Origin of the sequence: Pseudarthrobacter sulfonivorans (assembly GCF_031454915.1) — a bacterium.
GTDB classification, from domain to species: Bacteria; Actinomycetota; Actinomycetes; order Actinomycetales; family Micrococcaceae; genus Arthrobacter; species Arthrobacter sulfonivorans_C.
The window spans coordinates 46597-73231 of sequence record NZ_JAVDRS010000004.1 but is presented as its reverse complement, the minus strand read 5'-3'; the positions used below and the strand labels follow the sequence as shown (position 1 = coordinate 73231).

25 protein-coding genes and 1 tRNA gene are annotated in these 26635 nt (G+C 64.6%); 23 read left to right on the top strand and 3 right to left on the bottom strand.

Annotation, left to right across the window (positions count from 1 at the left end):
* Positions 1–52 precede the first annotated feature (52 nt).
* The 23 genes from J2808_RS10670 to J2808_RS10560 all read left to right on the top strand — a co-directional run bounded on the left by J2808_RS10670 (position 53) and on the right by J2808_RS10560 (position 23785).
* The gene (locus J2808_RS10670) at positions 53–1252 is read left to right on the top strand and encodes an amidohydrolase (protein ID WP_309815755.1); all 1200 of its coding nucleotides are present in this window, start codon (positions 53–55) and stop codon (positions 1250–1252) included.
* Between the two features lie 143 nt (positions 1253–1395).
* Positions 1396–1830, top strand: coding sequence for a MarR family winged helix-turn-helix transcriptional regulator (locus J2808_RS10665; RefSeq protein ID WP_309815751.1), 435 nt, complete (start codon positions 1396–1398; stop codon positions 1828–1830).
* Between the two features lie 55 nt (positions 1831–1885).
* Entirely contained in the window at positions 1886–2317 is a 432-nt protein-coding gene (locus tag J2808_RS10660; protein ID WP_309815746.1) for an organic hydroperoxide resistance protein, read from the top strand.
* Positions 2314–3336 carry an NADP-dependent oxidoreductase gene (locus tag J2808_RS10655; RefSeq protein WP_309815743.1) on the top strand — a complete coding sequence of 341 codons (1023 nt, stop codon included), beginning with the start codon at positions 2314–2316 and terminating at the stop codon, positions 3334–3336. Before J2808_RS10660 ends, J2808_RS10655 begins: the two co-directional genes overlap by 4 nt.
* Positions 3337–3564: 228 nt before the next feature.
* Entirely contained in the window at positions 3565–4674 is a 1110-nt protein-coding gene (locus J2808_RS10650; protein ID WP_463675845.1) for a BMP family lipoprotein, read from the top strand.
* Positions 4675–4850: 176 nt separating this feature from the next.
* On the top strand, positions 4851–6506 hold the full coding sequence (locus J2808_RS10645; protein ID WP_309815739.1) for an ABC transporter ATP-binding protein: 1656 nt from the start codon (positions 4851–4853) through the stop codon (positions 6504–6506).
* Positions 6499–7884, top strand: a complete 1386-nt coding sequence (locus J2808_RS10640; protein ID WP_309815737.1) for an ABC transporter permease — start codon at positions 6499–6501, stop codon at positions 7882–7884. Before J2808_RS10645 ends, J2808_RS10640 begins: the two co-directional genes overlap by 8 nt.
* On the top strand, positions 7881–9203 hold the full coding sequence (locus J2808_RS10635) for an ABC transporter permease (protein ID WP_309815734.1): 1323 nt from the start codon (positions 7881–7883) through the stop codon (positions 9201–9203). The genes J2808_RS10640 and J2808_RS10635 overlap by 4 nt, the downstream gene beginning before the upstream one ends.
* Before the next feature lie 5 nt (positions 9204–9208).
* Entirely contained in the window at positions 9209–9628 is a 420-nt protein-coding gene (locus tag J2808_RS10630) for a cytidine deaminase (protein WP_309815731.1), read from the top strand.
* The gene (locus tag J2808_RS10625; RefSeq protein WP_309815728.1) at positions 9625–10938 is read left to right on the top strand and encodes a thymidine phosphorylase; all 1314 of its coding nucleotides are present in this window, start codon (positions 9625–9627) and stop codon (positions 10936–10938) included. The genes J2808_RS10630 and J2808_RS10625 overlap by 4 nt, the downstream gene beginning before the upstream one ends.
* Positions 10939–10943: 5 nt before the next feature.
* On the top strand, positions 10944–11579 hold the full coding sequence (locus tag J2808_RS10620; RefSeq protein WP_309815726.1) for a DedA family protein: 636 nt from the start codon (positions 10944–10946) through the stop codon (positions 11577–11579).
* A 100-nt stretch (positions 11580–11679) separates the two neighbouring features.
* Positions 11680–12402 carry a DedA family protein gene (locus J2808_RS10615; protein ID WP_309815723.1) on the top strand — a complete coding sequence of 241 codons (723 nt, stop codon included), beginning with the start codon at positions 11680–11682 and terminating at the stop codon, positions 12400–12402.
* Between the two features lie 39 nt (positions 12403–12441).
* Positions 12442–13593, top strand: a complete 1152-nt coding sequence (locus tag J2808_RS10610; RefSeq protein WP_309815720.1) for an adenosine deaminase — start codon at positions 12442–12444, stop codon at positions 13591–13593.
* 61 nt (positions 13594–13654) lie between these two features.
* Positions 13655–14233, top strand: a complete 579-nt coding sequence (locus J2808_RS10605; protein WP_309816709.1) for a MazG nucleotide pyrophosphohydrolase domain-containing protein — start codon at positions 13655–13657, stop codon at positions 14231–14233.
* A gap of 132 nt (positions 14234–14365) precedes the next feature.
* Positions 14366–15646 carry a phosphopyruvate hydratase gene (gene eno, locus J2808_RS10600; RefSeq protein WP_309815717.1) on the top strand — a complete coding sequence of 427 codons (1281 nt, stop codon included), beginning with the start codon at positions 14366–14368 and terminating at the stop codon, positions 15644–15646.
* 141 nt (positions 15647–15787) lie between these two features.
* Positions 15788–16477, top strand: coding sequence for an FtsB family cell division protein (locus J2808_RS10595; protein WP_309815714.1), 690 nt, complete (start codon positions 15788–15790; stop codon positions 16475–16477).
* 15 nt (positions 16478–16492) lie between these two features.
* A complete protein-coding gene (locus J2808_RS10590; protein WP_397428036.1) occupies positions 16493–17176 on the top strand; it encodes a DUF501 domain-containing protein in 684 nt (227 codons plus the stop codon).
* Positions 17173–18120 carry a Ppx/GppA phosphatase family protein gene (locus tag J2808_RS10585; RefSeq protein ID WP_309815711.1) on the top strand — a complete coding sequence of 316 codons (948 nt, stop codon included), beginning with the start codon at positions 17173–17175 and terminating at the stop codon, positions 18118–18120. Before J2808_RS10590 ends, J2808_RS10585 begins: the two co-directional genes overlap by 4 nt.
* Positions 18121–18155: 35 nt before the next feature.
* The gene (locus tag J2808_RS10580) at positions 18156–19532 is read left to right on the top strand and encodes a S8 family serine peptidase (protein WP_309815709.1); all 1377 of its coding nucleotides are present in this window, start codon (positions 18156–18158) and stop codon (positions 19530–19532) included.
* Positions 19533–19566: 34 nt separating this feature from the next.
* Positions 19567–21057, top strand: coding sequence for an NAD(P)/FAD-dependent oxidoreductase (locus J2808_RS10575; RefSeq protein ID WP_309815707.1), 1491 nt, complete (start codon positions 19567–19569; stop codon positions 21055–21057).
* A gap of 115 nt (positions 21058–21172) precedes the next feature.
* On the top strand, positions 21173–22114 hold the full coding sequence (locus J2808_RS10570) for an N-acetyltransferase (protein ID WP_309815705.1): 942 nt from the start codon (positions 21173–21175) through the stop codon (positions 22112–22114).
* A gap of 23 nt (positions 22115–22137) precedes the next feature.
* Positions 22138–22211: transfer RNA gene (locus tag J2808_RS10565), tRNA-Leu, on the top strand.
* A gap of 233 nt (positions 22212–22444) precedes the next feature.
* Positions 22445–23785, top strand: coding sequence for an ABC transporter substrate-binding protein (locus J2808_RS10560; RefSeq protein ID WP_309815703.1), 1341 nt, complete (start codon positions 22445–22447; stop codon positions 23783–23785).
* Between the two features lie 99 nt (positions 23786–23884).
* On the opposite strand, the gene J2808_RS10555 is transcribed toward J2808_RS10560, so the two are convergent.
* The 3 genes from J2808_RS10555 to J2808_RS10545 are packed head-to-tail and all read right to left on the bottom strand — an operon-like array spanning position 23885 to position 26627.
* Positions 23885–24658, bottom strand: a complete 774-nt coding sequence (locus J2808_RS10555) for an ABC transporter ATP-binding protein (protein WP_309815699.1) — start codon at positions 24656–24658, stop codon at positions 23885–23887.
* On the bottom strand, positions 24655–25659 hold the full coding sequence (locus J2808_RS10550) for an ABC transporter ATP-binding protein (protein ID WP_309815696.1): 1005 nt from the start codon (positions 25657–25659) through the stop codon (positions 24655–24657). The genes J2808_RS10555 and J2808_RS10550 overlap by 4 nt, the downstream gene beginning before the upstream one ends.
* Positions 25656–26627, bottom strand: a complete 972-nt coding sequence (locus J2808_RS10545; RefSeq protein ID WP_309815693.1) for a branched-chain amino acid ABC transporter permease — start codon at positions 26625–26627, stop codon at positions 25656–25658. Before J2808_RS10545 ends, J2808_RS10550 begins: the two co-directional genes overlap by 4 nt.
* Positions 26628–26635 lie beyond the last annotated feature (8 nt).

The window sequence follows — 26635 nt, the reverse complement described above, 5'->3', positions numbered from 1 at the left end:
AACTCTCACGCCGCGATGACGCTATTCCGTGGACGCTCGCTAGAGTAAATGAGTGCGTAATTACACTACTGAAGCCGAGCCCACTGCATTAGTGCGGCCGTGGCTGGAGCCGCTCTTACCGGAACTAATCGATTTCCGCAGGGATCTTCATGCACACCCCGAACTTTCCTTCAAGGAATTCCGGACGACGGACAAGCTCGTGGAACGCCTCGAAGCTGCCGGCCTGGCGCCGCGGCGGCTTGAAGGCACCGGCCTGACCGTGGACATCGGCGAAGGACCGATCGCCACGGCACTGCGGGGCGACATCGATGCCTTGCCGATCATCGAGGAAACCGGGCTGCCGTTTGCCTCGAAGAACCATGGCGTGACCCACGCCTGCGGCCACGATGTCCACACCGCCACGATGCTCGGCGTCGCCCTGATCCTGCAGAGCATGCACCAGGAGTCCCCCCTCGGCGGCACCGTCCGCATCATCTTCCAGCCCGCCGAGGAGACCATGCCCGGCGGCGCGCTGTCCTGCATCGAGCAGGGCGTCCTGGATGGCGTGCCGCGCATCTTTGCGCTGCACTGTGACCCCAGGATCGACGTCGGACGCATCGGAACGCGCATCGGCGCCATTACGTCCGCTTCGGACACCATTAAAATCGAGCTCACCGGCCGCGGCGGCCACACGTCCCGCCCGCACCTCACCGAGGACCTGGTGTTCGCCCTGGCGCAGATCGCCGTGAACGTTCCGGCCGTGCTGTCGCGCCGGGTGGATGTCCGCAGCGGGGTGTCCGTGGTGTGGGGCCAGATCAACGCCGGTTCCGCTCCCAACGCCATCCCCGGCACCGGTTACATGGCCGGCACCATGCGCTGCCTGGACCGCGATGCCTGGCACGACGCCGGCGAGCTCCTGGATGAGGTAGTGCAGCAGGTGGCCGCGCCCTATGGCGTGGACGTGCACCTGGAGCACACCAGGGGAGTACCGCCGGTGGTCAACTCCGAGCACGAGACGGCCCTCATCGAGGCTGCGGCCCGCGCCGAAATCGGCGAGAGTGCTGTCACGCTCACGCCGCAGTCCATGGGCGGTGAGGACTTCGCCTGGTTCCTGGCGGAGCGGCCGGGTGCCATGATGCGCCTGGGCACCAAGACCCCCGGCGGCGAAGAATACGATCTCCACCGCGGTGACTACATCCTGGACGAGCGAGCCCTGGGCCTCGGTATCCAGGTCCTCACGGCCGCGGCCCTCCGGACGATCCGCGACCTCTAGCCACGCACGGCACGAGCGGACACTTCTGGCCCAGTCAAAGGGCCTCGAGTGTCCGTTCGTTCTTAAGCATGCAAAGCGGTGAACAAGCACACCCGTTCAGCGGTAAGTTGTGTGCAATCTAATTGTGCACTACTGTCTTAATTATGACTGAAGCCCCCCGCCTCGACCGCCAAGTGTGCTTTGCCCTGTACTCGGCCTCCCGCGCGGCCACAGCGGTCTACCGCCCCGTGCTCGAGGATCTGGGCCTCACCTACCCGCAGTATCTGGTGATGCTGGTCCTTTGGGAGTCGGAGCCGAAGGGAGTCAGGGAGCTCGGCGAGGAACTGGGCCTGGACTCCGGCACGCTGTCGCCGCTGCTCAAGCGCCTCGAATCCATGGGGTTCGTGGAGCGCCGCCGGTCCGGGGAAGACGAGCGCCGTGTTGCAGTGCACCTGACGCCGGCCGGGCGCTCCCTCAGCAGCAAGGCCAGCGGGATTCCCCGGCACCTTGCCGACGCGGCCGGGCTGTCAGCCGAGGAGCTGGAGCAGCTTCGCACCACCCTGGAACGGCTCACGCAGGCCCTTCACCGCGCGCACTGAGCATCGCCCAGGTACCCACGATTTTCCGTTAACCACCTCCAACAGGACGGACCACATGAAGACTCTTTACACTGCCGAGGCACTGGCTTCCGGCGAAGGCCGCGACGGCAACGCACGCACCAAGGACGGAAAGCTGGACGTCAGCCTGGCAAGTCCGGTTGAACTCGGCGGCGACGGCCAGGGCACCAACCCGGAGCAGCTTTTCGCCGCCGGCTACGCGGCCTGCTTCCACTCAGCGCTCCGGCTCGTGGGGCGCAAGGAGCGCGCGGACCTTACCGACTCGGCGGTGGCGGCAAAGATCCACTTTGGCGCCATGGACGACGGTGTGGGCTACGGCCTCGCGGCCGAACTGGAGATCGCCGTTCCGGCCCTGGATCTCGCCACGGCAGAGTCCCTGGTGGCTAAGGCGCATCAAATCTGCCCGTACTCCAACGCCACCCGCGGAAATATGACTGTAAACATCAAGATCCTGGAGTTCGCCGCATGAGCACAACCACAGCACTGCCCACATCAACCCGGGAAATCAGGTTGGCCTCGCGTCCGGCAGGGCGTCCGGTCCCGGAGAACTTCCGCCTGTCGGAGTCGCCGCTGCCGGAGCTGCAGGACGGGCAGATCCTGGTCCGCAACCTTTACATCTCCGTGGACCCCTATATGCGCGGACGCATGAATGACACCAAATCGTACTCGGCGCCGTTTGCGCTGGATGCAGCGCTCGACGGCGGCGCGGTCGGTGAGGTCATCGCGTCCAGGGCCGAAGGGCGGAAGGTGGGTGACGTCGTCGTCCATCAGCTGGGCTGGCGGGAACATGCGGTGCTGGACGCAGACGCAACGGCGGTTGCCCGCACGGACCTCGCCCCGGCGTCGGCGTTCCTGGGCGCGTTGGGCATGACAGGCCTGACGGCCTACGCCGGATTGCTCAAGGTTGCCGACTTCAAGCCCGGGGATGTTGTGTTCGTGTCGGGTGCAGCCGGCGCCGTGGGCTCCCTGGTTGGCCAGATTGCCAAGGCCATGGGCGCTTCACGCGTCATCGGCAGCGCCGGAACGCCTGAGAAGGTGGCGCGGCTGCTGGAGCTAGGCTTTGATGCCGCGTTCAACTACCGCGATGCGCCTGTCCGTGACCAGCTCAAAGCGGCCGCGGATGGCAACGGGATTGATGTCTACTTCGACAACGTGGGCGGCGACCATCTGGAGGCGGCTTTGGCTGAGCTCAACGTGGGCGGCCGCGTGGCCATGTGCGGGGCCATCGCGCAGTACAACGCCACCGAACCGACGCCCGGTCCCCGGAACCTCATGCTTGCCATCGGCAAGCAACTGACGCTCCGCGGGTTCCTGGTGGGCGGGCAACGCCAGCACCGCCCTGAATTCTTTGAAGCGATGTCGGTGTGGCTTGCGGACGGCTCGGTGCGGTATGACGAGACAGTGGTGGACGGCCTCGAGAATGCACCCCGGGCCTTCATGGATCTGCTCGACGGCGCCAACACCGGCAAGATGTTGGTCCGCCTCTAGCCGGACCCGCGCCTGACGGGAGAGGCAGCTACTCGTTGGTAACAAATTCTCAACAATCTTCAGGATCCGGCGCCGATGTGGTAGCGGATGTGCTGTGGGCCACTAATGTGGGTGCTATCAGTGCGCTTCGGCGCAGTGCTGCGAAACCCTCAGTGAAAACAGAATTTCAGTGCAGAAACGGACACTCATTGAATTCGAGTCGTAGCGCCACTCTCTCCTGGAGGAAATTTGAAGAACACACTGCGCGCTCACCTCAAGCGCGGTTCGATGGTTGGTATGGCGTCAGTAGGTGCCACGGCACTCCTGCTGACGGGTTGCGGCGCTCCACCTGAAACCGGAGGCACCGCCACCGACGCCGCCACTGACTACACCGGCTGCATCGTGTCCGACTCCGGCGGGTTCGATGATCAGTCGTTCAACCAGTCCTCCTACGAGGGCCTCAAGAAGGCCGAGGCGGACCTGGGGATCAAGGTCAACCAGGTCGAATCCAAGACCAACAACGACTTCGAGCCGAACCTGCGGGCCATGGTCGCCGCCAACTGCGACCTCACGCTCACCATCGGCTTCCTCCTGAAGGACGCCACCAAGGCACAGGCCGAGGCCAACCCGGAGAGCCATTTCGCCATTATCGACGCCGGCTACGACCCGCCCATCAGCAACGTAAAACCCATCATCTACGACACCGCCCAGGCAGCCTTCCTGGCCGGATACTTGGCGGCAGGCACTACCAAGACAGGGACCGTTGCCACCTTCGGCGGCGTCAAGATCCCCAGCGTCACCATCTTCATGGACGGCTACGCGGACGGCGTGAAGTACTACAACGAGAAAAAGGGCACCAAGGTCAAGGTCCTCGGCTGGGACAAAGCGGCCAAGGACGGCAGCTTCACGGGCGACTTTGAAAAGCAGGACAAGGGCAAGCAACTCACCCAGAACTTCCTGGACCAGGGCGCGGACATCGTGATGCCCGTGGCCGGTCCGGTAGGCAAGGGCGCCGGCGCAGCCCTGATGGAGGCGAAGGGAGCCGGCAAGGACGTCAAGATGATCTGGGTTGACTCTGACGGCTTCCTGACCGCCCCCGAATATAAGGACATCATGCTGTCCTCGGTCATGAAGCTGATGGGCGAGGCCGTGGAGACCGTGGTGAAGGAGGACAAGGAAGGCAAGTTCACCAACACGCCTTACGTCGGCACGCTGGCCAATGAGGGCGTTCAGCTGGCGCCCTTCCACAATTTCGATGCGCAGGTCCCGTCCGAACTGAAGTCCGAGCTCGAGCAGCTCAAGAAGGACATCGTGGACGGCAAGCTGAAGGTCGAGTCGGCCGCAAGCCCCAAGGCGTAGCTTTCCCCGGCTAAGCGCCACCCCCGGCTGGTTATCGACTGGCCGGGCGGTGGCGCTTTTCGTTGGAATGCATGCCTTCCCGCTCCCGCCCACCCGGGACTGCAGGCACTAGGCTGGTGCTGCAGCCTCATATCCCGTCCGGTACGGATACGGACGCTTCGAGATTGGTCAGAGTTTTGAAACTTGAACTCAGAGGGATCACCAAACGCTTCGGCACCCTGCTTGCCAACGATCACATTGACGTGGTTGTTGAACCCGGACAGATCCACTGTCTGCTGGGTGAGAACGGGGCCGGCAAATCCACGCTGATGAATGTGCTGTATGGGCTGTATGAGCCTACCGAGGGAGAAATCCTCGTTGACGACAAGCCCGTTTCCTTCCGCGGTCCCGGCGACGCCATGGCGGCAGGCATCGGCATGGTGCACCAGCACTTCATGCTGGTGCCTGTCTTCACCGTTGCCGAGAACGTGGCACTGGGCGCCGAGTCCACCAAGGCCGGTGGCTTCCTCAACCTGGATGACACCCGCCGCAAAATCAAGGAAATCTCCGACCGCTACGGGTTCGACGTCGATCCGGACGCCCTTGTGGAGGACCTCCCGGTAGGTGTGCAGCAGCGGGTGGAAATCATCAAGGCCCTGGTCCGCGACGCCAAGGTCCTCATCCTGGATGAGCCCACCGCCGTGCTGACACCCCAGGAAACCGACGAACTGCTGGACATCATGCGCCAGCTGAAGTCCAACGGCACCTCCATTGTTTTCATCTCGCACAAGCTGCGCGAAGTAAAGGCCGTCTCGGACACCATCACCGTGATCCGGCGCGGCAAGGTTGTGGGGTCCGCCAAACCAAGTGACTCCACCACCGAGCTGGCCTCCATGATGGTGGGCCGGGCCGTCAGCCTGACGCTCGACAAGGCCCCCGCGAAGCCCCTGGAGAAGACATTCCAGGTCAAGGACCTGACCGTCATCGCCCCGAACGGGCAGCACACCGTTGACGGCCTTAGCTTCGACATTGCCCGCGGGGAGATCCTGGCCGTCGCAGGAGTCCAGGGTAACGGCCAGACTGAACTCACCGAGGCCATCCTCGGGCTGCAGGACCGAGTTCACGGCTCCATCCTCCTGGACGATGTGGAACTCGTTGGCCGCAGCGTGAAGGAGGTTCTTAACGCAGGTGTGGGCTTCGTCCCTGAAGACCGGTCTGTTGACGGCCTCATTGGCACGTTCTCGATCGCCGAAAACCTGGTGCTTGACCGGTACGATCAGCCGCCTTTCGCCAAGGGCATCAGCATGAGCCCGGCCAAGGTACTGGAGAACGCCAAATCACGGATCGACGAGTTCGATGTCCGGACCCCTTCGGGCCTGCTGGCGGCCGGCACCCTCTCGGGCGGCAACCAGCAGAAAGTGGTCATGGCACGGGAGCTGTCCCGGCCGTTGCGCCTCTTCATCGCCTCGCAACCCACCCGTGGTGTGGACGTCGGATCCATCGAGTTCCTTCATAAACGGATCGTGGCTGAGCGGGACCAGGGCACACCTGTCATGATCATCTCCACCGAGCTGGACGAAGTGATGGAACTCGCTGACCGGATCGCCGTGCTGTACAAGGGGAAACTGGTGGGCATCGTGCCTGCCGGAACCGGGCGCGATGTCCTGGGCCTGATGATGGCGGGTATTTCGCCGGAGGACGCTGCCGGCGCGGACCACTCAGGTCCCGTCACAGTGAATTCCGATTCGCCAGCCGCCCCCACCCCCGCTGCTGTGCCTCCGGCCGACACGAACGATGCCTCTGCCGGAAAACACCGCGCAGCCTCCCGCCCCGAAGGAGGCGACCATGCCTGAAGAGCGTGACCCCAAGCATGCCGACCAGCCGGAACACGCCGGCCGGCCAGCGAAACCGCACGAACGGAGCGTGGCGGCGGAAGAAACTGCTGCCGTAGTGGCCGTGGATACGGCCGGCGGCGCCATCAGCCCTTCAGCGGTGCCGGCCACCGCCCAAAGCGGCAAGCTGCCCGGCGGCCCGGACACCCTGGTCCGGAGGATCTTCACCGGCAGCGGCATGGTCTCGGTCCTGGCGGTGCTGCTGGCGCTCATCCTCGGCGGCTTACTGATCGCGGCCACCGATGAGCGCGTGGCAACCACCTCGGGCTATCTGTTCGCGCGGCCCACAGACTTCCTCTCCGCGGTCTGGGCGGCGGCCACACGGTCCTACATTGCCTTGTTCCAGGGTTCCGTCTTCAACCCCCGCGGTTCCAGCCTCGCCGTCCAGTTCGCGCCGCTGACGGAAACCCTCACCATCGCCACACCGCTCATCACAGCAGGCCTTGGTGTGGCGCTGGCGTTCCGGGCCGGCCTGTTCAACATTGGCGCCCAGGGCCAGATCATCATGGCCGGCATCCTGGCAGCCTGGGTGGGTTTCGCCCTGCACCTTCCCCTTGGCCTGCACCTGCTGCTGGTCCTCGTGGCAGGCATTGTAGGCGGCGCCCTCTGGGGCGGCTTGGTAGGTCTCCTGAAGGCCAGGACAGGTGCCCACGAAGTCATCCTGACCATCATGTTCAACTACATCGCGCTGTACTTCCTGGGATACCTGCTGAACACTCCGGCGTTCCAGCGTCCGGGGGAGGCCAACCCGATCTCGCCCATCCTTGATCCAACCGCCGTGTATCCCCAGATTTTCGGCTCGCAGTACCGCCTCCACTTGGGCTTTGTCCTTGCCATCGCGGCCACTGTCCTGGTGTGGTGGCTGCTGAACCGCTCCACCGTCGGCTTTGAATTCCGGGCCGTGGGAGCCAATCCGAAGGCTGCCCTGACCGCCGGAATCAACGTCTCCCGGTCCACCATCCTGGTCATGGCAATCGCGGGTGCGCTGGCGGGCATGTCCGGCGTCGCCCAGGTGGCAGGCACCGAAAAAGTCCTAACCGACGGTGTTGCGGCAACGTACGGTTTTGACGCCATTACGGTTGCCCTCCTGGGACGTTCGACGCCGTGGGGCACGTTCGCTGCCGGCCTGCTGTTCGGCGCCTTCCGCGCCGGTGCCGTGCAGATGCAGATCCAGACCGGAACCCCGATCGACATTGTGCTGGTGGTCCAGTCGCTGATTGTCCTCTTTATCGCGGCTCCGCCGCTGGTGAGGGCAATCTTCGGGCTGAACCCCCGCCGTAAGAAGCCGGCCAAGGCCGGCAAGTCCCCGCAGGCAGCAACCACCGGAGGTGCAGCATGAGCGCAACAGCAACTTCGCCCCTGCCGGGACGGGGAACACCCGGAACAGCGCACGAGGCCGAGGTCCAGTCAACGTCTGGTAAACCTGTGGTCTGGAAGACCCCCGTGATGCTCTCCGCACTGGGAATCGTCGCGTTCATATTCTTCGGGCTGATGGCCTCCGACCAGACTGCAAGGTTTGGAATTTCCACCGGCGGAGATTTCTTCCAGCTCCCTGCAGTGGAAGTTCCTGCCATGGCGGGCGGCATTGTGCTCTCGGTCCTGATGCTTGGGCTGGCGGCCTATGCCGTGTATTTGAAGACCAAGGATCGTCCGGCCCCGGCCTGGCTGACCATCACCTTCACCGTGCTGTTTGTTGCCGCCTTCCTGATCTGGGTGGTGGGCGGAGCCAGGACGCCCAGCATTTCGCTGGCCGGGCTCATCGCGGGTTCGGTCACGCTGGCCGTTCCGCTGGTATTCGGCTCACTGTCCGGAGTGCTGTGTGAGCGCGTCGGGGTGGTCAATATCGCCATCGAGGGCCAGCTCCTGGGCGGCGCCTTCACGGCGGCGATCGTAGCCAGCATTACCCAGAACCCTTTCGTCGGCCTGCTCGCGGCCGCAGTGGCCGGCGCAGCGGTTTCCATGGTGCTGGCCGCGTTCAGCATTAGGTACCTGGTCAACCAGATCATCGTCGGCGTGGTCCTCAACGTCCTGGTTTCCGGCGTCACCGGCTTCCTGTTCAGCACCGTGATGCAGGAGAACAAGGCCAGGTTCAACTCACCGCCCGGCCTGGACATCGTGGAGATCCCCGTCCTGTCCGGTATCCCGATCCTGGGGCCCATCCTGTTCAAGCAGTCCGTGGTGGGCTACCTGATGTATATTGCCGTCATTGTGGTGTGGGTTGGGCTGTTCAAGACCAAGTGGGGCCTGCGGGTGCGTGCCGTGGGTGAACACCCGCAGGCTGCCGACACCATGGGCATCAAGGTCAACGCCACCCGCTTCTGGAACGTGACACTGGGCGGTGTAATCGCCGGCATCGGCGGATCGTTCTTCACGCTCGTGGCCATCGACAGCTTTACGAAAGAGATCTCCGGTGGACGGGGCTTCATCGCCCTGGCCGCCCTGATCTTCGGCCGGTGGAACCCCATCGGGGCGTTCTTCGCTGCCCTGCTGTTCGGTTTCGCGGATAACCTGCAGAGCATCGTGACCATCATCGGAACTCCGGTGCCCAGCCAGTTCATGGCCATGCTGCCGTACCTGGTGACAGTGCTCGCCGTCGCCGGGCTCGTGGGCCGGTCCCGGCCACCCGCCGCCAGCGGCATTCCGTACGTCAAGGGTTGACGGCCATGGAAGAAGTTTCGCCAGGCTCCACTTCCGTTGACTGGCCGGCCCTTGAGGCTGCCGCCGTCGAGGCCATGAAGAAGGCCTATGTCCCGTATTCGAAGTTCCCGGTGGGGGCCGCGGCCTTCACGGCGGACGGACGGCTGGTGAGTGGCTGCAATGTGGAGAACGCCAGCTACGGGCTGACCCTTTGTGCCGAATGTGCACTGGTGGGGAACCTGCACATGACCGGTGGCGGGCTGCTGCGTGCTTTCTACTGCGTGGATGCTGCCGGCAAGGTGCTGATGCCCTGCGGACGCTGCCGTCAATTGCTGTACGAATTCAGGGCTCCGGACATGGAGCTGATGACCACCCAAGGAATTAAGACAATGGACCAGGTGCTGCCTGACGCATTTGGTCCCCAGAACCTGGAGGACCAGCGGTGACACACGCACCGGAGGCGTTCGACGCCGTCGACATCATCCGTACCAAGCGGGACCGGGGAGTCCTCAGCCCCGCGCAGATCGACTGGACCATCGATGCGTACACCCGCGGTGCCATCGCGGATGAGCAGATGGCTGCGCTGAACATGGCCATCCTGCTCAACGGCATGGACCGGGCGGAGATTTCCCGCTGGACGGCCGCCATGATCGCCTCGGGCGAACGGATGGATTTCAGCGGCCTCCGGCGGCCCGACGGCGGCACGAAGGCCACCAGCGACAAGCATTCCACCGGGGGAGTGGGGGACAAGATCACCCTTCCCCTGGCCCCGCTCGTGGCAGCGTTCGGCGTGGCCGTGCCGCAGCTGTCCGGCCGCGGGCTGGGCCACACCGGCGGCACCCTGGACAAGCTGGAAGCGATCCCCGGCTGGCGCGCGGACCTGAGCAATGCGGACATGATGGCTCAGCTCCAGGATGTGGGGGCGGTGATCTGCGCTGCCGGCGCGGGGCTGGCGCCGGCAGATAAAAAGCTCTACGCCCTCAGGGACGTTACCGGCACCGTGGAGGCCATCCCGCTTATCGCCTCCTCCATCATGAGCAAAAAAATTGCCGAAGGCACGGGCTCACTGGTCCTGGACGTCAAGGTGGGAAGCGGAGCGTTCATGAAGGACGAGGCCCGGGCGCGGGAACTGGCGGAAACCATGGTGGCGCTGGGCAAAGACGCGGGAGTCAATACCGTGGCACTGCTGACCAACATGAGCACGCCTCTTGGCCTGACGGCTGGAAACGCGATCGAAGTCGAGGAATCCGTGGAGGTCTTGGCCGGCGGCGGCCCGGAAGACGTGGTCGAGCTGACGGTCCGCCTCGCCGAGGAGATGCTGGCGTGCGCCGGCGTTCACGACGCCGATCCCCGCGCCGCGTTGAGGGACGGCCGGGCCATGGATGTGTGGAACCGGATGATCGAGGCGCAGGGCGGCGATCCGCGGGCAAAGCTGCCCGTGGCCAGGGAATCCGAAGTTATCTTCGCGCCGGCCGACGGCGTCCTCGTGGAACTTGATGCACTGGCCGTCGGCGTCGCCGCGTGGCGCCTCGGGGCAGGCCGGGCCCGGAAGGAAGACGCCGTGCAGGCGGGTGCGGGCGTCCGCATGCACGCGAAGCCGGGCGCCGTGGTCCGCGCCGGTGAACCGCTGATGACGCTGCTCACTGACACGCCGGAGAAGTTCGCACGTGCCAAGGAATCCTTGGAACACGCGGTGACCATTGCTCCGGAAGGGGCACGCCCGGCACAGCAGCTGATCATCGACCGAATAGCATAGGGAGAATGCAGGCCATCAATGATTTCATCCTCGCTGCCGCCGGACAGCCGTGGGTGCTCCTCCTTGTACTGGCCTGCTGCCTGATCGACGGCTTTTTCCCGCCGATCCCCAGCGAATCCGTGGTGGTGGGCCTGGCCGCAGTGGCCGCCACCGCGGACGTCCCCAATCCATGGCTGCTGATGGCCGTGGCGGGTCTCGGGGCGTTCTCGGGTGACAACATTGCGTACCTCATCGGACGGCGGGTGGGGACCACCCGCTGGCACTGGATGCGGGGCCCGCGGATGCAGAGCGCGTTCCGTTGGGCCGGGCATGAACTGCGGAAGCGGCCGGCGTCGCTGATCCTTGTGGCGCGCTTCATTCCCATCGGCCGGGTTGCAGTGAATCTCACTGCCGGTGTGACCCACTATCCGCACCTCCGCTTCGTTGGCCTGACGGTCCTCTCCGCCACCCTCTGGGCCTCGTATTCCGTGGGGATCGGACTGTTTTTTGGCCAGTGGTTTGAGAACAACCATTTCCTCGGCGCGGTCATTGCCATCGTCTGTGCAGTAGGCCTGGGAATCGTTGTGGACCTGGTCATTAACCGCATCAGGGGTAAGGTTCCGGTGGTGGAGCGTCTGAAGGATCCTGACGCCCAGAGCTGAGGGTCCACGGGCGTAGCGGGCCGTGTCCCGCGCATGCGACACTGAAGGGCGATTAACGTCACTTTCGGCAGCAGCATTTTCGTCTAGGAGCAACACCCGCGTGGAGTTTATTAATGAGGCCGTGCTCCATGCAGCGGGCCAATGGTGGATCTACCCCGTCCTGCTTGTGTTTTTCTTCATCGACGGCTTCGCCATGGTGGTGCCCAGCGAAACCCTCATCGTGGCGCTTGCGGCGTTCTCCCGGCACAGCGGCGAACCCAACCTCTGGATCCTGGGCGCAACGGCACTGGTCGGCGCTATCGCCGGTGACAACATGGCTTTTATGTTGGGGAGGAAGATCGGCCTCGAGCGGTGGAAATGGATGCGCCGGCCCAAAATTCAAAAAGCCTTCGGCTGGGCCCGGTATGAGCTGGACAAGCGGGGTGCCGTCCTGATCTTCACGGCCCGCTACATCCCGTGGGGACGGGTGGCGGTCAACTACGTGGCCGGCAGCACAGGTTTTGGCCACCGCCGCTTCTTCCTGCTGGACGCCTTTGCCTGCCTGACCTGGGTGGGGTACTCCATTGGCATCGGCCTGCTGGCCAGCTCCTTCCCGTGGCTCCACCACAACCCCCTGCTGAGCGCGGGCATCGCCGTGGTATTCGCCATTGTGCTGGGCATCCTGATCGACCACCTCCTGCGGATGTGGCACAGACATCTGGCCCGCAAGGACGCAGAAACCGTGGATGAATGGCTCGACGGCGGCCCGGAAGGTTCCCTGCCCGTCCGTACCGCAGCTTCCCCGCTGCTCACCCCCGCGCCGGCTGAGGAACACGGCAAGTAGCGGCTGGCATAAGCTGCCTGCCGACCCTAAGGTTGGTAGGTGACTGAGCCTATTGTTGACGCCGCCCCTGCCATCGATTTCGACCTGAAGAGCCTGCCCAAGGTTTCGCTGCACGACCACCTGGACGGTGGTCTCCGCCCGTCCACCATCATCGAACTGGCCGAGGCCGTTGGCCACACGCTCCCTTCCACCGATCCTGTGGCCCTCGGCCAATGGTTCCGTGAATCCGCCGACTCCGGCTCGCTGGTCCGCTACCTGGAGACCTTCGACCACACCGTTGCCGTCATGCAGACCAAGGAAGGCCTGGTCCGCGTGGCTAAGGAATTCGTGGAGGACCTTGCGGACGACGGCGTGGTGTACGGCGAAGTGCGCTGGGCACCGGAGCAGCACCTCCAGAAAGGCCTCTCCCTTGACGAGGCCGTCGAGGCAGTGCAGGAAGGCCTTGAAGCCGGCGTCGATGCCGTGGCCGAAAGCGGCCGGGAAATCCAGGTGGGCCAGCTGATCACCGCCATGCGCCATGCCGACCGCGGCCAGGAGATCGCCGAACTGGCCGTCCGCCACCGCAACAGGGGCGCCGTCGGTTTTGACATCGCCGGCGCGGAAGATGGCTTCCTGCCTGCCCGGTTCAAGGACGCCTTCACCTACCTGGCCCAGCACAACTTCCCTGCAACCGTCCACGCCGGCGAAGCCGCCGGACTCGAAAGCATCCAGTCCGCCCTGGTTGACGGCCGCGCCCTGCGCCTGGGCCACGGCGTCCGCATCGCCGAAGACATCCTGGTGGAGTTCGACGACGACGAAGACGACACCGCCGACGGCGGGGAGGACAGCATCGGCCTGGTCACCCTGGGTGACCTCTCCAGCTGGATCCGCGACCGCGGCATCGCCCTGGAAATCTGCCCCTCCTCCAACCTCCAGACCGGGGCCATTGCAGGGTTCGGCGAGGGCATCGAAAGCCACCCGCTGGACATGCTGTACCAGCTCGGCTTCAACGTCACCATTAACACGGACAACCGGCTGATGAGCGGCGTCACCCTGACTGACGAATTCGAGCTCCTCGTCGAAACGTTCGACTACGACCTCGATGACCTGCTCGAGCTCACGCTCAACGCCGCCGAAGCCTCGTTCCTGCCCCTGGAGGAGAAGGAAGCGCTGGTGGAGTACATCAACGACACCTACGCCAACCTTGGCTGACGAAGCTCCCGTTGAGCGGCTCCTGGAGGTTATAGCCAGGCTGAGGGAGCACTGCCCCTGGATGGGCGCGCTGACCCATGCCTCGCTGGTGGAGTACCTCCTGGAGGAAGCCTACGAGGTTGCCGAGACCATCGAGACCGGCGCGGATGACACCGAACTCCGGGGCGAGCTGGGCGATGTGCTGCTCCAGGTGGTGCTGCACGCCCGGCTCGCTGAGGAGCGCGGCTCGTTTACGTTCGACGACGTCGCGCGCGGGCTGAGTGCCAAGATGGTCCGCCGCAATCCACACGTGTTCCGGCCTGACGGCACGCTCCAGGACAGTTTCCCGGCAACGGTGGCCGAGATCGTCCGGAAATGGGACGCGGTCAAGAGTTCGGAACGGCCGGAACGCCGGGGCCCCTTTGAAGGGATCCCGGATGCCCTGCCCGCCCTGGCCAAGGCGCAAAAATTCCTCGACCGGGCCGCTCGCGCCGGATCAGCGGTTCAGGTGGGTGAGCTGGCAGAAACCTCGGCGGTCACTTCCGAGGAAGACCTCGGTGAGCTGCTGCTCGCCGTCGTCGGCTCTGCCCGGACCCAGGGGTTCGACGCCGAACGGGCCCTGCGGGACGCCATCCGGCGGCGGTTCGACGCACCATCATGACGTCCGGGTGACGGATAGGGTTCCGTAACGTCCGCCACTCTCGACTACGCTAGTTCCTGACGATGACGTCCCAGAGTTTCCGCCAGTTTTCAGTGTTAGATCCACCAAAAATCGCCCACAAGGAGCACATCCATGGCGCTTATCGATGCCATCCACGCCCGCGAGATCCTCGATTCCCGCGGTAACCCGACCGTAGAAGTTGAAGTACTGCTTTCCGACGGCCAGATCGGCCGCGCAGCAGTTCCCTCTGGTGCATCCACCGGCGAGCACGAAGCTGTTGAGCTGCGTGACGGGGACAAAGGCCGTTACCTCGGCAAGGGTGTCCAGAAGGCAGTCGACGCTGTCATCGACCAGATCGCACCGGCCCTGATCGGCTTTGACGCCACAGACCAGCGCAGCATCGACCAGGCCATGATCGACCTGGACGGCACCGCCAACAAGGCCAAGCTCGGCGCCAACGCCATCCTGGGTGTCTCCCTGGCCGTGGCCAACGCTGCCGCCGCCTCCGCGGACCTGCCGCTGTACAAGTACCTCGGCGGCCCCAACGCGCACGTCCTGCCCGTTCCGCTGATGAACATCCTCAACGGCGGCTCCCACGCGGACTCCGACGTCGACATCCAGGAATTCATGATCGTCCCGATCGGCGCGGAGACCTTCTCCGAGGGCCTGCGCTGGGGCGTCGAGGTCTACCACAACCTCAAGTCCGTGCTGCAGGCCAAGGGTCTCTCCACCGGCCTGGGCGACGAGGGTGGCTTCGCGCCGAACCTGCCGTCCAACCGCGCCGCCCTGGACCTGATCCAGGAAGCCATCAAGAACGCCGGCTACACCCCGGGCAAGGACATCGCCCTGGCCCTGGACGTTGCCTCCTCCGAGTTCTTCAAGGATGGCGCCTACCAGTTCGAAGGCAAGGCACTGTCCGCCACCGAGATGAGCGCCTACTACGCCGAGCTCGTTGCGGACTACCCGCTGGTGTCCATCGAGGATCCCCTGGACGAAAACGACTGGGACGGCTGGAAGACCCTCACCGACACCATCGGCGACAAGGTCCAGTTGGTGGGCGATGACCTCTTCGTCACCAACCCCGCCATCCTGCAGCGCGGCATCGACACCAAGACTGCCAACTCGCTGCTGGTGAAGGTCAACCAGATCGGTTCCCTGACCGAAACGCTGGATGCCGTCAGCCTGGCCCAGCGTGCCGGTTTCACCACCATCACCTCGCACCGCTCAGGCGAAACCGAGGACACCACCATCGCCGACATCTCCGTTGCCACCAACGCGGGACAGATCAAGACTGGTGCCCCGGCCCGCTCCGAGCGCGTTGCCAAGTACAACCAGCTGCTGCGCATCGAAGAGGAACTCGACGACGCCGCACGCTACGCCGGCCGCAGCGCGTTCCCGCGTTTCAAGGGCTAGTAGCCGCGTAAACCACTGACCGGTGGCTATGGTTGAAAGACCATAGCCACCGGTTTTTGTTTCGGTCCGCTGCAGGACCGGCAAGCATTTGTTTCAGCGCAGAGTTGTGGCCCGAGGCAGGCCGCACGTTTCAGGAGTGTCATGGCTACCCGCCGTCCCAAAGTTCCCAAGGCTGCTGCCACGCGCCAGGCCACAACGGACCGCGCCCAGGAAGCAGCCGACACCGCGGACGTCATTCGCCCCGATTTCAGCGGTGCAAAAGACGGCAGCGCACAAAACAAAACCACCCCGTCGAACGGCGCTCCGGCCGAGGGTGCCCCTGAGAAGGGCACCGGGGCCACGAAGGGCACCCCGGCGAAACACTTGCCTGCCGCAAAAATGCGGGGCAGCCAGGCGTCGGGCGGACCCTTCCGGAGCGACGACGCGCCGGATGACACCCAGCCAGTACCTGCCAAAGCCTTTTCCGGGCGGATGCTGGCTCTTGCCGTAGTCATGATTGCCATCACCATCATGCTCGCGCCAACCGTCAAGATTTTTTTCGACAAACGTGCCGAGCTCGCCGCCCTGAGCGACGATATCGCCGCCCGGCAGGCGGAGGGGGACAGGCTGCGTCAGCAGATCTCGCGCTGGCAGGATCCCAACTATGTGAAGCAGCAGGCCCGCGACCGCATTAACATGGTTATGCCGGGCGAAACCGGCTACTGGGTCTTCGGCAGCGACTTGCCCGCCGGAACAAGCAGTAGCCAGAACGCCGCAACAGCGCAAGACCCCGCCGATCTGCCCTGGGTGGATTCCCTGTGGGAGTCCGTCAGGCGCGCGGCCACAGACTGAACCACCAGAGGAAGGATGGCCGCGCCAGTGGAAGCACACACGGCAACTGAGCCGGAGAAATCCCGCCAGCCATCAGCACATGATCTTGAAGTACTCAGCAGACAACTCGGACGGCCGGTGCGGGACGTCGTCGAAATCCCGGCGCGTTGCGTCTGCGGGAACCCCTTGGTGGCTGCCACGGCACCCCGCCTGGGCAACGGCACACCGTTCCCCACCACGTTCTATCTGACCCACCCGGTCATCACCTCCGCCGTCTCGCGGCTGGAGGCTGCCGGGCTGATGAACGAGATGAATGAGCGCCTCACCACGGATGAACCGCTGGCGGCAGCGTACCGGGCCGCCCACGAGGACTACCTCGCTGCCCGGGCAGGGATAGGCGAGCGGGCGGGCATCGGCGCCGTCCCCGAAATTGACGGTATCTCCGCCGGCGGCATGCCCACCCGCGTCAAATGCCTGCACGTCCTGGTGGGGCATTCCCTGGCCGCCGGGCCAGGCGTGAACCCGCTTGGCGATGAGGCAATCGCCGGCATCAGCGAATGGTGGACCGCGGACCGCTGCTACTGCGCCGGCGCCTGGGACACCGACGGGGAAGCACCGTCGCGGGACCTGAGCCGGCACGGACCGCAGGGCCTGCCGGAGATCGTGGGCCGTCCCGCCCCGGTCCGCAAAACCGCCGGCGCACCGGAGGCAGGTCAATGACCCGCGTCGCCGCCATCGACTGCGGCACCAACTCCATCCGCTTGCTGATCGCGGACGTGGACCGCAGCAACGGCACTGCCAAACTTACGGACGTCGTTCGGGAAATGCGCGTGGTCCGCTTGGGCCAGGGCGTGGATGCCACCGGTGAGCTTGCCCCCGAGGCGCTGGAGCGCACCTTCGCCGCCACCGCGGATTATGCAGCGCTCATCCGTGAACACGGCGCCGTGTCGGTGCGCTTTGTGGCCACGTCGGCCAGCCGGGATGCCCGCAACCGCCACGTTTTTGTCGACGGAATCCGCGAGCTGCTGGGCGTCGAGCCGGAAGTCATCTCGGGCGACGAGGAGGCAGCGCTGTCCTTCGCAGGGGCCAGCAGCGTGCTGCCCATCAGCGACGGCGACCAGGTGCTGGTGGTTGACCTCGGCGGCGGAAGCACTGAATTCGTTCTCGGCACCCCCAACGGCGTTACCGCCGCCAAGTCCGTGGACATCGGCTGCGTCCGCCTGACCGAACGGCACCTTCGGGACGACCCGCCCACGGCGGAACAGATCGCCGCCGCGGAAGCCGACGTCGACGCCGCCATTACGCGTGCGGGACTTGACGTGCCGCTGGAACGCGCCACCGCCGTCGTCGGCGTTGCCGGCTCGATCACCACCATCACGGCCCATGCGCTTCGCCTGCCGGAATACTCCCCGGGGGCTATCCATGGGGCGGAACTGCCGGTTGCGACCATCACCGCAGCCGCCGCCGACCTCTTGGCGATGACCAGGGCCGGACGTGCAGAACTGCCCTACATGCACCCGGGCCGGGTGGACGTCATGGGCGCCGGTGGGTTGGTGTGGCGCCGGATCCTGGAGCGGCTGCAGGAACTCAGTGGGGGCCGGATCGTCACAGCCACTGCCAGCGAACACGATATTCTTGATGGAATTGCCCTGAGCCTCAACTGACGCCAGGCATCAGCGCACCAAGCAGGGGAAACCAGATGACCAGAGCAACAGCCCGGTTCCGCCGGACCGCCTCAGCGCTCCTGGCGATGACCCTGGCGGGCGTCAGCCTGGCCGCCGGACTGGCAGTGGCACCCGCCGCACAGGCCGACGCCGTGCGGGACAAGGAGCACTGGCTGGCCGGGTCCGGGATCACCAAGGCCTGGGAGGTCTCCAAGGGTGCCGGCGTGAAGGTTGCGGTGATCGACAGCGGCGTGGATGCCGGACACCCCGACCTTAAAGGTGTGGTCACCGGAGGCTACGACGCATCCGGCGCCGGCAAACCCAACGGCCAGAAAACGCTCGGCATCAAACCCGAACACGGGACACTGGTAGCCACGATGCTGGCAGGACGCGGCCACCAACCCGCAAAGTCTTCAGCCTCGCCCAGCCCCTCGCCGTCCACAGCCGGACCGGACGGCATGGTGGGCGTAGCTCCGGAGGCGGAAATCCTGTCGGTCTCCACATGGCTGGGTTCGGAAAACCCCGCAGGCAAGAGCGATCAGGACCAGATCCCCGAGGCCGTCCGCTGGGCCGTGGACAACGGCGCCCGGGTCATCAATATCTCGCTGGGCAGCACCACTCCGCAGTGGCCCCAAAGCTGGGACGCAGCCTTCCTCTATGCCGAGCAAAAAGACGTGGTGATCGTTGCCGCGGCCGGCAACAGGATCGGCGGCAACCTCCAGGTTGGGGCGCCGGCCACCATTCCCGGCGTCCTGACCGTGGCAGGGCTGGACCGCAAGGGGGTTGCGAGCGTCGACTCGTCCTCCCAGGGGATCAGCATCGGCGTGGCGGCGCCGGCCGAGAAGCTCCTCGGCGGACTGCCCGGCGGAGGCTATGCCGAGTGGGCCGGTACCTCAGGCGCGGCTCCCATCGTGGCCGGCGTCGCGGCCCTCATCCGGTCCAAGTGGCCGGAGATGAGCGCCAAACAGGTCATCAACCGGATCGTCAGCACGGCCAAGGACGCCGGTCCCTCCGGAAAAGACCCGCTGTACGGCTTTGGCGTGCTTAATGCCGAGGCTGCCCTGAAGGCTTCCGTCACCGAAGCGGCCGTCAACCCCTTGGGCTCCATTTCTGACTGGATCCGCGTTCACCGCCGCGGCAACCTGGCTACTCCTGCGCCCCTGCCCACCTCGGACGTAGCCAGCGCCGTTCCCACTCTGCCGGATCCCACGGTGCCTGCTGCGAAGGCTCCGTCACAGCGGGACAGCGCCATTGGCGGCGCCGTGGTCATAGGTTCGGCCGTCCTGTTCCTGGCGATCATCGCCGCGGCCGCGTTCCAGCTGCGGAGGGCTGCCCGCGACCCCCGCATGGGGCGCGAAGACCCGGATACCGGCGTCTTCGACTCCGTGGATTCCGGCGGTAAACGCAGTTAGTGAAGATTTTCACAAAGTGCTGTACTCTTAAATCATGGCAACCACCCCAGAGCTCCAGGACCGTCCCAGGGTACTCGTCGTCGGCGGCGGGTACGTCGGCCTGTACGTAGCACTCAAACTGCAGAAGAAGATCGCGAATGCCGGTGGCATCGTCACCCTCGTGGATCCACTGCCCTACATGACCTACCAGCCCTTCCTGCCCGAAGTTGCCGGCGGCAATATCGAAGCCCGCCACGCAGTGGTCTCCCACCGCCAGCACCTGAAGCAGACTGAACTCATCCAGGGCAGCGTCACCTCGATCGACCACGCCAACCGCACTGCTGTTGTGGCACCCGCGGATGGTGGAGAGCACATCGAGGTTCCCTACTTTGACATCGTGGTGGCCGCAGGCGCCATCACCCGCACGTTCCCCATCAAGGGGCTCGCGGACAAGGGCATCGGCCTGAAGACCATCGAAGAGGCCGTAGCCCTCCGCAACAAGGTGCTGGAGCGGATCGAAGCTGCTTCCACCATCACGGATCCCGCAGCCCGCGCCAAGGCCCTGACCTTCGTTGTGGTCGGTGGCGGCTTTGCCGGCATCGAGTGCATCACTGAAATGGAAGACCTGGCCCGCGCAGCGGTCCGGAACAACCCGCGCATCAGCCAGGAGGAAGTCCGCTTCGTCCTGGTTGAAGCCATGGGCCGCATCATGCCCGAGGTCACCGGGCCCCAGGCTGAATGGGTTGTGGAGCACCTCCGCAGCCGCGGCATTGAGGTCCTGCTGAACACCTCGCTGGACAGTGCTGAAGGTACCCTCAAGCTCATCAACCTCCCGGACAAGACCCTTGCCCAGGAATTCGAAGCCGACACGCTCGTCTGGACTGCCGGTGTGCAGGCCAACCCGATGATCCGTTCGTCCGACTTCCCGCTGGAACCCCGCGGCCGAGTCCGCGTCCTTCCGGACCTCCGCATCGCCGGTGATGAAGGCATCGTCGACAACGCCTGGGCCGCCGGCGACATCGCCGCAGTGCCGGACCTCACGGGCAGCGGCCTGCCGGATGGGACCTGCGTTCCCAACGCCCAGCACGCCCTGCGCCAGGCCAAGCACCTCGCCAAGAACCTGTGGGCCTCCCGGTGGGAAAAGCCGCTGAAGGAGTACAAGCACAAGAACCTTGGTGCTGTGGCCGGCTTCGGTGAGTGGAAGGGCGTTGCCAACATCAACCTCATCGGCCGCATCGGCCTCAAGGGCCCGCTGGCCTGGCTGGCACACCGTGGCTACCACGGCATGGCGATGCCCACAGTGGAGCGGAAGATCCGCGTCATCATGGGTTGGGTCCTGGCGTTCTTTATGGGCCGCGACACCACCCAGCTCATCGACCTGGACAACCCGCGCGGTGCCTTCGTCGCGGCCGCCACCCCGGCTCCCAAGCCGGCAGCAGCTGCTGCCCCGGCGGCACCTGAGGTCTCAGCGGCCGCAGCGCAGCCGGGTTCCGCGGCTGCCACCAGCGTGGACCCCAAGCAGTCAGTCACCGCAGACGCCAAATAGGTCCGCCCTGGCACCGGTCTGACACGCGCCTGCAGTAACGCACGACGGCGGCTGTCCCCTAAGGGAGATGGCCGCCGTTTGCGTCTCCTCGGGTTGCGCCTTCTAGACTGGCACCATGACTGGCGAAGTGAACCTCCCGGCCCTGCTCGCAGCCCTGCATCCGGTGCTCAGGGACGGTGAGTATGTCTACGTCCTGTGGCCGCATGGCAGGCCGCTTGAACCAGGCATCCAGGCTGCCGTCCGTGAGGCCGAGGGGCTCACGGTGGTGCTGCCACGGGAAACGGCGGACAGCCTGGGCCTGGCTTATGACTTTGTGGCGGCCTGGATCACTCTTGAAGTGCATTCTGCGCTGGAGGCTGTGGGCCTGACGGCCGCCGTCGGAAAGGTCCTCACTGATGCCAGGATCAGCTGCAACGTGCTGGCGGGCTTCCACCACGACCACTTGCTGGTGCCTGTTGCCGACGCGCCGCGTGCCCTCGAAGTCCTCAACGAGCTGTCAGCCGCCAGCCGGGACCAGCCGCGGCCCGAGCTGGTCCTTCGGAACGAAACGGCCGCGGACCGGGACCAAATCCTCGCGCTGACCGCAGAAGCGTTCGCCATCTCGCCTGTCACCGGCCTGCCCGTGGAAGGGGAGCCCATCGAGGTTGAGGTGCTCCGCCAGCTCTTCGATTGCGAGGAATACCTGCCCGAATTCAGCGTGGTGGCAGAGCTGGCTGACGAAATAGTGGGCCATGTGATCAGCACCCGGGGCTGGGTGGGAGACTACGGGCTGCTGGGACTGGGACCGATCGGTGTCACGCCCCGGCTGCAGCGGCACGGGATCGGCACTGCCCTGATGAACGACACGATCGCCAGGGCCAATGCGGCGGGGGAGGGCGGCATTGCGCTGTTGGGCAGCCCGGAATATTACCCGCGGTTCGGCTTTGTCCCGGCTGCCTCTTTCGGCGTGCTGCCGCCTGAGGAAGCCTGGGGCGATCACTTCCAGCTGCTTCCGCTGGCACTCTGGCCTGGCGGGATCCACGGCACTTTCCGGTATGCCGCACCGCTGTCAGGCTGATGACGGGATACCATTGACCGGGCGCCCCAGTAGCCCAATTGGCAGAGGCAGCGGACTTAAAATCCGCGTGTTGTGGGTTCGAGTCCCACCTGGGGTACACATCTTCCCTCGGGCGCGCCTTCCGGTGCCCCGCCCGGGGCCCTGCAGGACCCCTCCAAAATCAGACTGGACCGCCGCGTCCGTTGATTCCGCATATGCAACGACTGTTATGAGGATGTGACCTCAGTCACTTATATCCGCAGCAGATATGCACTAGCTTGAAGTTAAATCAGGAACACCTGATCATCCGCGTCAAAGGCCGTTCGCACCTTTCGATCCAGGAGATTGTCAATGATTTCACTCCCCCCGGCGGCACCCCGCGTTGCCAAGCTAACCGCTCTCAGCGTAGGCGTCGCCCTGCTGGCCACTGCCTGTGGTGGTACCTCCACCCCGACGGCGACCACAACGACCAAGCCGGCAGGCCTCTCCTGCCCGGCTCCTTCGGAAGGACTGAAGGCGCCGGTGATCCCAGCGTCGGGCACCGTGCGGCCATCGTCAACCACCACTGACACGCCACTCAAGCTCGGCACGCTGTTGCCGACGACTGGCGCACTGTCCTACCTCGGCCCGCCCGAGATTGCCGGCGTCAGCCTGGCTGCCAAGCAGATCAACGACGCGGGCGGCGTGCTGGGCAAGCCCATCCAGGTCATCAACCGCGACTCCGGTGACACCACTACGGACGTTGCCACGCAGTCCGTTAACAACCTCCTGGGTTCGGGCGTCAGCGCCATCATCGGTGCTGCCTCCTCAGGTGTTTCCAAGACTGTCATCAACCAGATCACCGGTGCCGGCGTGGTTCAGTTCTCCCCGGCCAACACCTCGGTGGACTTCACCGAATGGGATGACAAGGGCCTCTACTGGCGGACGGCACCATCCGATGTCCTGCAGGGATCAGTGCTGGGCAACTATGCAGCCTCCTGTGGCGCCCAGACGATGGGCATGCTGGTGCTGAACGACTCCTACGGCACCGGGCTCGGCAACAAGCTCAAGGAATCCTTTGAGAAGGCCGGCGGCAAGGTTGTGGCCGAAGAGCTGTTCAATGAAGGCGACTCCCAGTTCAGCACCCAGGTGGACAAGGTCATCGCCGCCAAGCCGGATGCCATCGCCGTTATCTCCTTTGTCCAGGGCAAGAGCATCATCCCGCTCCTGACCGGCAAGGGCATCAAGGCAGAGCAGATCTTCCTGGTTGACGGCAACACTGTCGACTACAGCAAGGATTTCGATCCCGGCACGCTCACCAAGGCCCACGGCACCATTCCGGGCACCACGGCCGGTGAAGACTTCAAAAAGGAGCTGCTGAAAGTTGACCCGGCTCTGAAGGACTTCATCTACGCCGGTGAGAGCTGGGACGCTGCCAACCTCATCGCACTTGCTGCAGAAGCTGCCAAGAGCACCAAGGGTGTGGACATTGCCAAGCAGCTTCAGGCCGTCTCCAAGGACGGCGAGAAGTGCTTCAGCTTCGCCAGCTGCGTGACGCTGCTGCGGGAGGGCAAGGACATTGATTACGATGGCCAGTCCGGCCCGGTGTCATTTGCGGACAGCGGCGATCCCTCGGAAGCAACGATCGGCGTCTACGAGTACAAGGAAGACAACACCATCGCCCTCGTGAAGGAAGAGTTCGGCAAGCTCTAGAACCACTCCAGCCGAGAACAAGAACCCCGCCCGGATTTCACCGGGCGGGGTTCTTTGTGTGTGCCTTGGCTGCTGGCCGTGGCCAGGTTCGAGCTCTGGCTAGCTGACTTCGTCGGCGAGCGTACCTAGGTACAGCTGGATGACTTTCGGGTCCTTCATGAGTTCGCGGCCTGTGCCTGTGTAGGCGTCCTTGCCCTGATCCAGGACGTACCCACGGTCGCAGATCTGCAGGCAGCGGCGGGCGTTCTGTTCCACCATGATGACGGATACGCCTGCCCGGTTGATCTCATGGACTCGGAGGAACGTTTCGTCCTGCTTAACGGGGGACAACCCCGCGGACGGCTCGTCCAGGAGGAGCACCGCCGGGTCCATCATGAGGGCCCGTCCCATGGCCACCATCTGCCGTTCGCCGCCGGACAGCGATCCCGCCCGCTGGGCCCGGCGTTTGCCCAGTTCAGGGAAGAGGCTGGTCACGAAGTCGAACCTCTCGGCGAAGGCTTTCGGCCGCTGGTACATGCCCATCTGCAGGTTTTCCTCGATGCTCAGGGCCGCGAACACGTTATTGTTCTGCGGCACAAAGCCAACGCCCTGGGTGACCAGTTTGTTGGCCTTGAGCCCGGTGATGTCCTTGCCACGGACAACCACCGTGCCTGAGTGCACCTTGACCAGCCCGAACATAGCCTTGAGGAGCGTGGACTTACCGGCTCCGTTGGGGCCGATGATACCGATCAGTTCGCCCTTACGGGCCTCGATGCTGCAGCCGTTGAGGATGTTGACGCCGGGGAGGTAGCCGGCCACCAGGTTCTTCACGGTGACCACGGCGTCGTCGGACTGTGCCGGATTCGCGGCGGGGGCTGCGCTGGTTGCGCTCATTTTCCGTCCTTCTCTTCCAGTCCGGAGACCACAATTTCCGGGGCAATAATGCCGGCGTTTTCGGTGCCGACAATCGACTCTTCATCCGCTTCGAGCTCGGCTTCGAGTTCCTTGATTCCTTCGGCGTCGCCGAGATCGACGTCGTGATGGGCGCCCAGATAGGCGTCGATCACGGCAGGATTCTTCATAACGTCGGCTGGCGGGCCCTCGGCGACAATCTTGCCTTCCGCCATCACCACCACCCAGTCGGCGATGTGCCGGACCATGTTCATGTCGTGTTCAACGAACAAGACCGTCATGCCTTCGGATTTGAGGTTCTTGATGTGGTCCAGCAGGGACTGGGTGAGGGCAGGATTCACGCCGGCCATGGGCTCATCCAGCATGACGAGCTTTGGCCGGACCATCAGGGAACGCGCCATTTCCAGCAGCTTCCGCTGGCCTCCGGACAGGGACGCGGCGTAGTCGTTCTTCTTGGCATCGAGCTTGAATTTCTCCAGCAGGACGTCGGCCTGCGCCGTGATTTCCTTCTCCCGGCCGCCCCATATGCCCTTGAACAAAGCCTTGGACAGTCTCTCGCCTGGCTGGTCTGCGGCACCGAGCCGCATGTTCTCCATCACGGTGAGCTTGCCCATGACCTTGGTCAGCTGGAACGTCCGCACCATGCCCAGCCGGGCAAGCTTGTAGGACGACACGCCGGCGATGTTGTGGCCTTCGAACTGCCATTTGCCTGAGTTGGGGTTATCAAAACCCGTGAGCAGGTTAAACAGTGTGGTTTTTCCGGCCCCGTTCGGGCCGATGAGGGCGGTGATTTTGTGCCGCGGAATCTCGAGGTACTCCACGTCCACGGCGTTGATGCCGCCGAAGCTGCGGCTGATGTTCTCGGCCACCACGATCGGATCGCGCTTTTTGCAGCCAGGGCCTGTTTCGTCCGCCGCGATGGGACGGGTGTCGGTCATAAAGTCGACGCCCTCATGCTTTGGTACTGCGTTCTGCTCGCTCATGCGAATGCAAGCTCCTTCTTGTTGCCGAAGACGCCCTGCGGCCGGAAGATCATCAGCAGCATCAGGGCCACGCCCACCAGGATGAACCGGAGCTGGCCCGCCTGGGTGGTGGAGAGAAAGGTGATGATCCCGGACTCGATCAGGCCGCTGAGGATGCCCTGGGTCAGTGACAGCACCACCCAGAAGATCATGGCGCCGATGACTGGTCCCAGCACCGTGGCCATGCCGCCGAGCAGGAGGCAGGTCCACAGGAAGAATGTCAGTTCGGTGCCGTAGTTGGCTGGTTGGATGGCGCCGCGGGGCAATGTAAAGATCATCCCGGCCAGGGCGCCGAGGACGCCGCCGATGATCAGCGCCTGCATCTTGTAGGCGTAGACATTCTTGCCCAGCGACCGGACGGCGTTTTCGTCTTCCCGGATACCCTTCAGGACACGGCCCCAAGGGCTGCGCATCAGGAGCCAGATCAGAATTCCGGCAACGATCACCAGGACCCACGCCACGATGCGGATGAAGAAATCGCGGTTGTTCATGCCCAGGGGATACGAACCCGGAGGGAACGGATTCATCTCGAAGAACCCGCCCTCAAAGGCCGCCAGACCGTTGGCCGAGCCGGTCACTGCCGTCCAGCCGTTGGTGGTGACCAGATAGCGGACAATTTCCGCCGCCGCGATGGTTACGATCGCCAAATAGTCGGCCCGCAGGCGGAGGGTCGGGATGCCCAGGATGAGCGCGAAGATGGCTGCGGCCACAACGGCGATCAGGAGGGCCAGGAAAAACGGTGCCTTGAAGGTGAGCGTCGAGATGGCAAAGCCATAGGCTCCGACGGCCATGAATCCCGCCTGGCCGAAGTTCAGGAGGCCGGAGTAGCCGAAGTGGACTGCGAGGCCCAAGGCGGCCAGAGCATACGCGGCCGTCGTGGGGCTGATGAGTTCGCCAAAGGCGTTGGACAGAATAGCTGCAAAATCCATGATTGGTC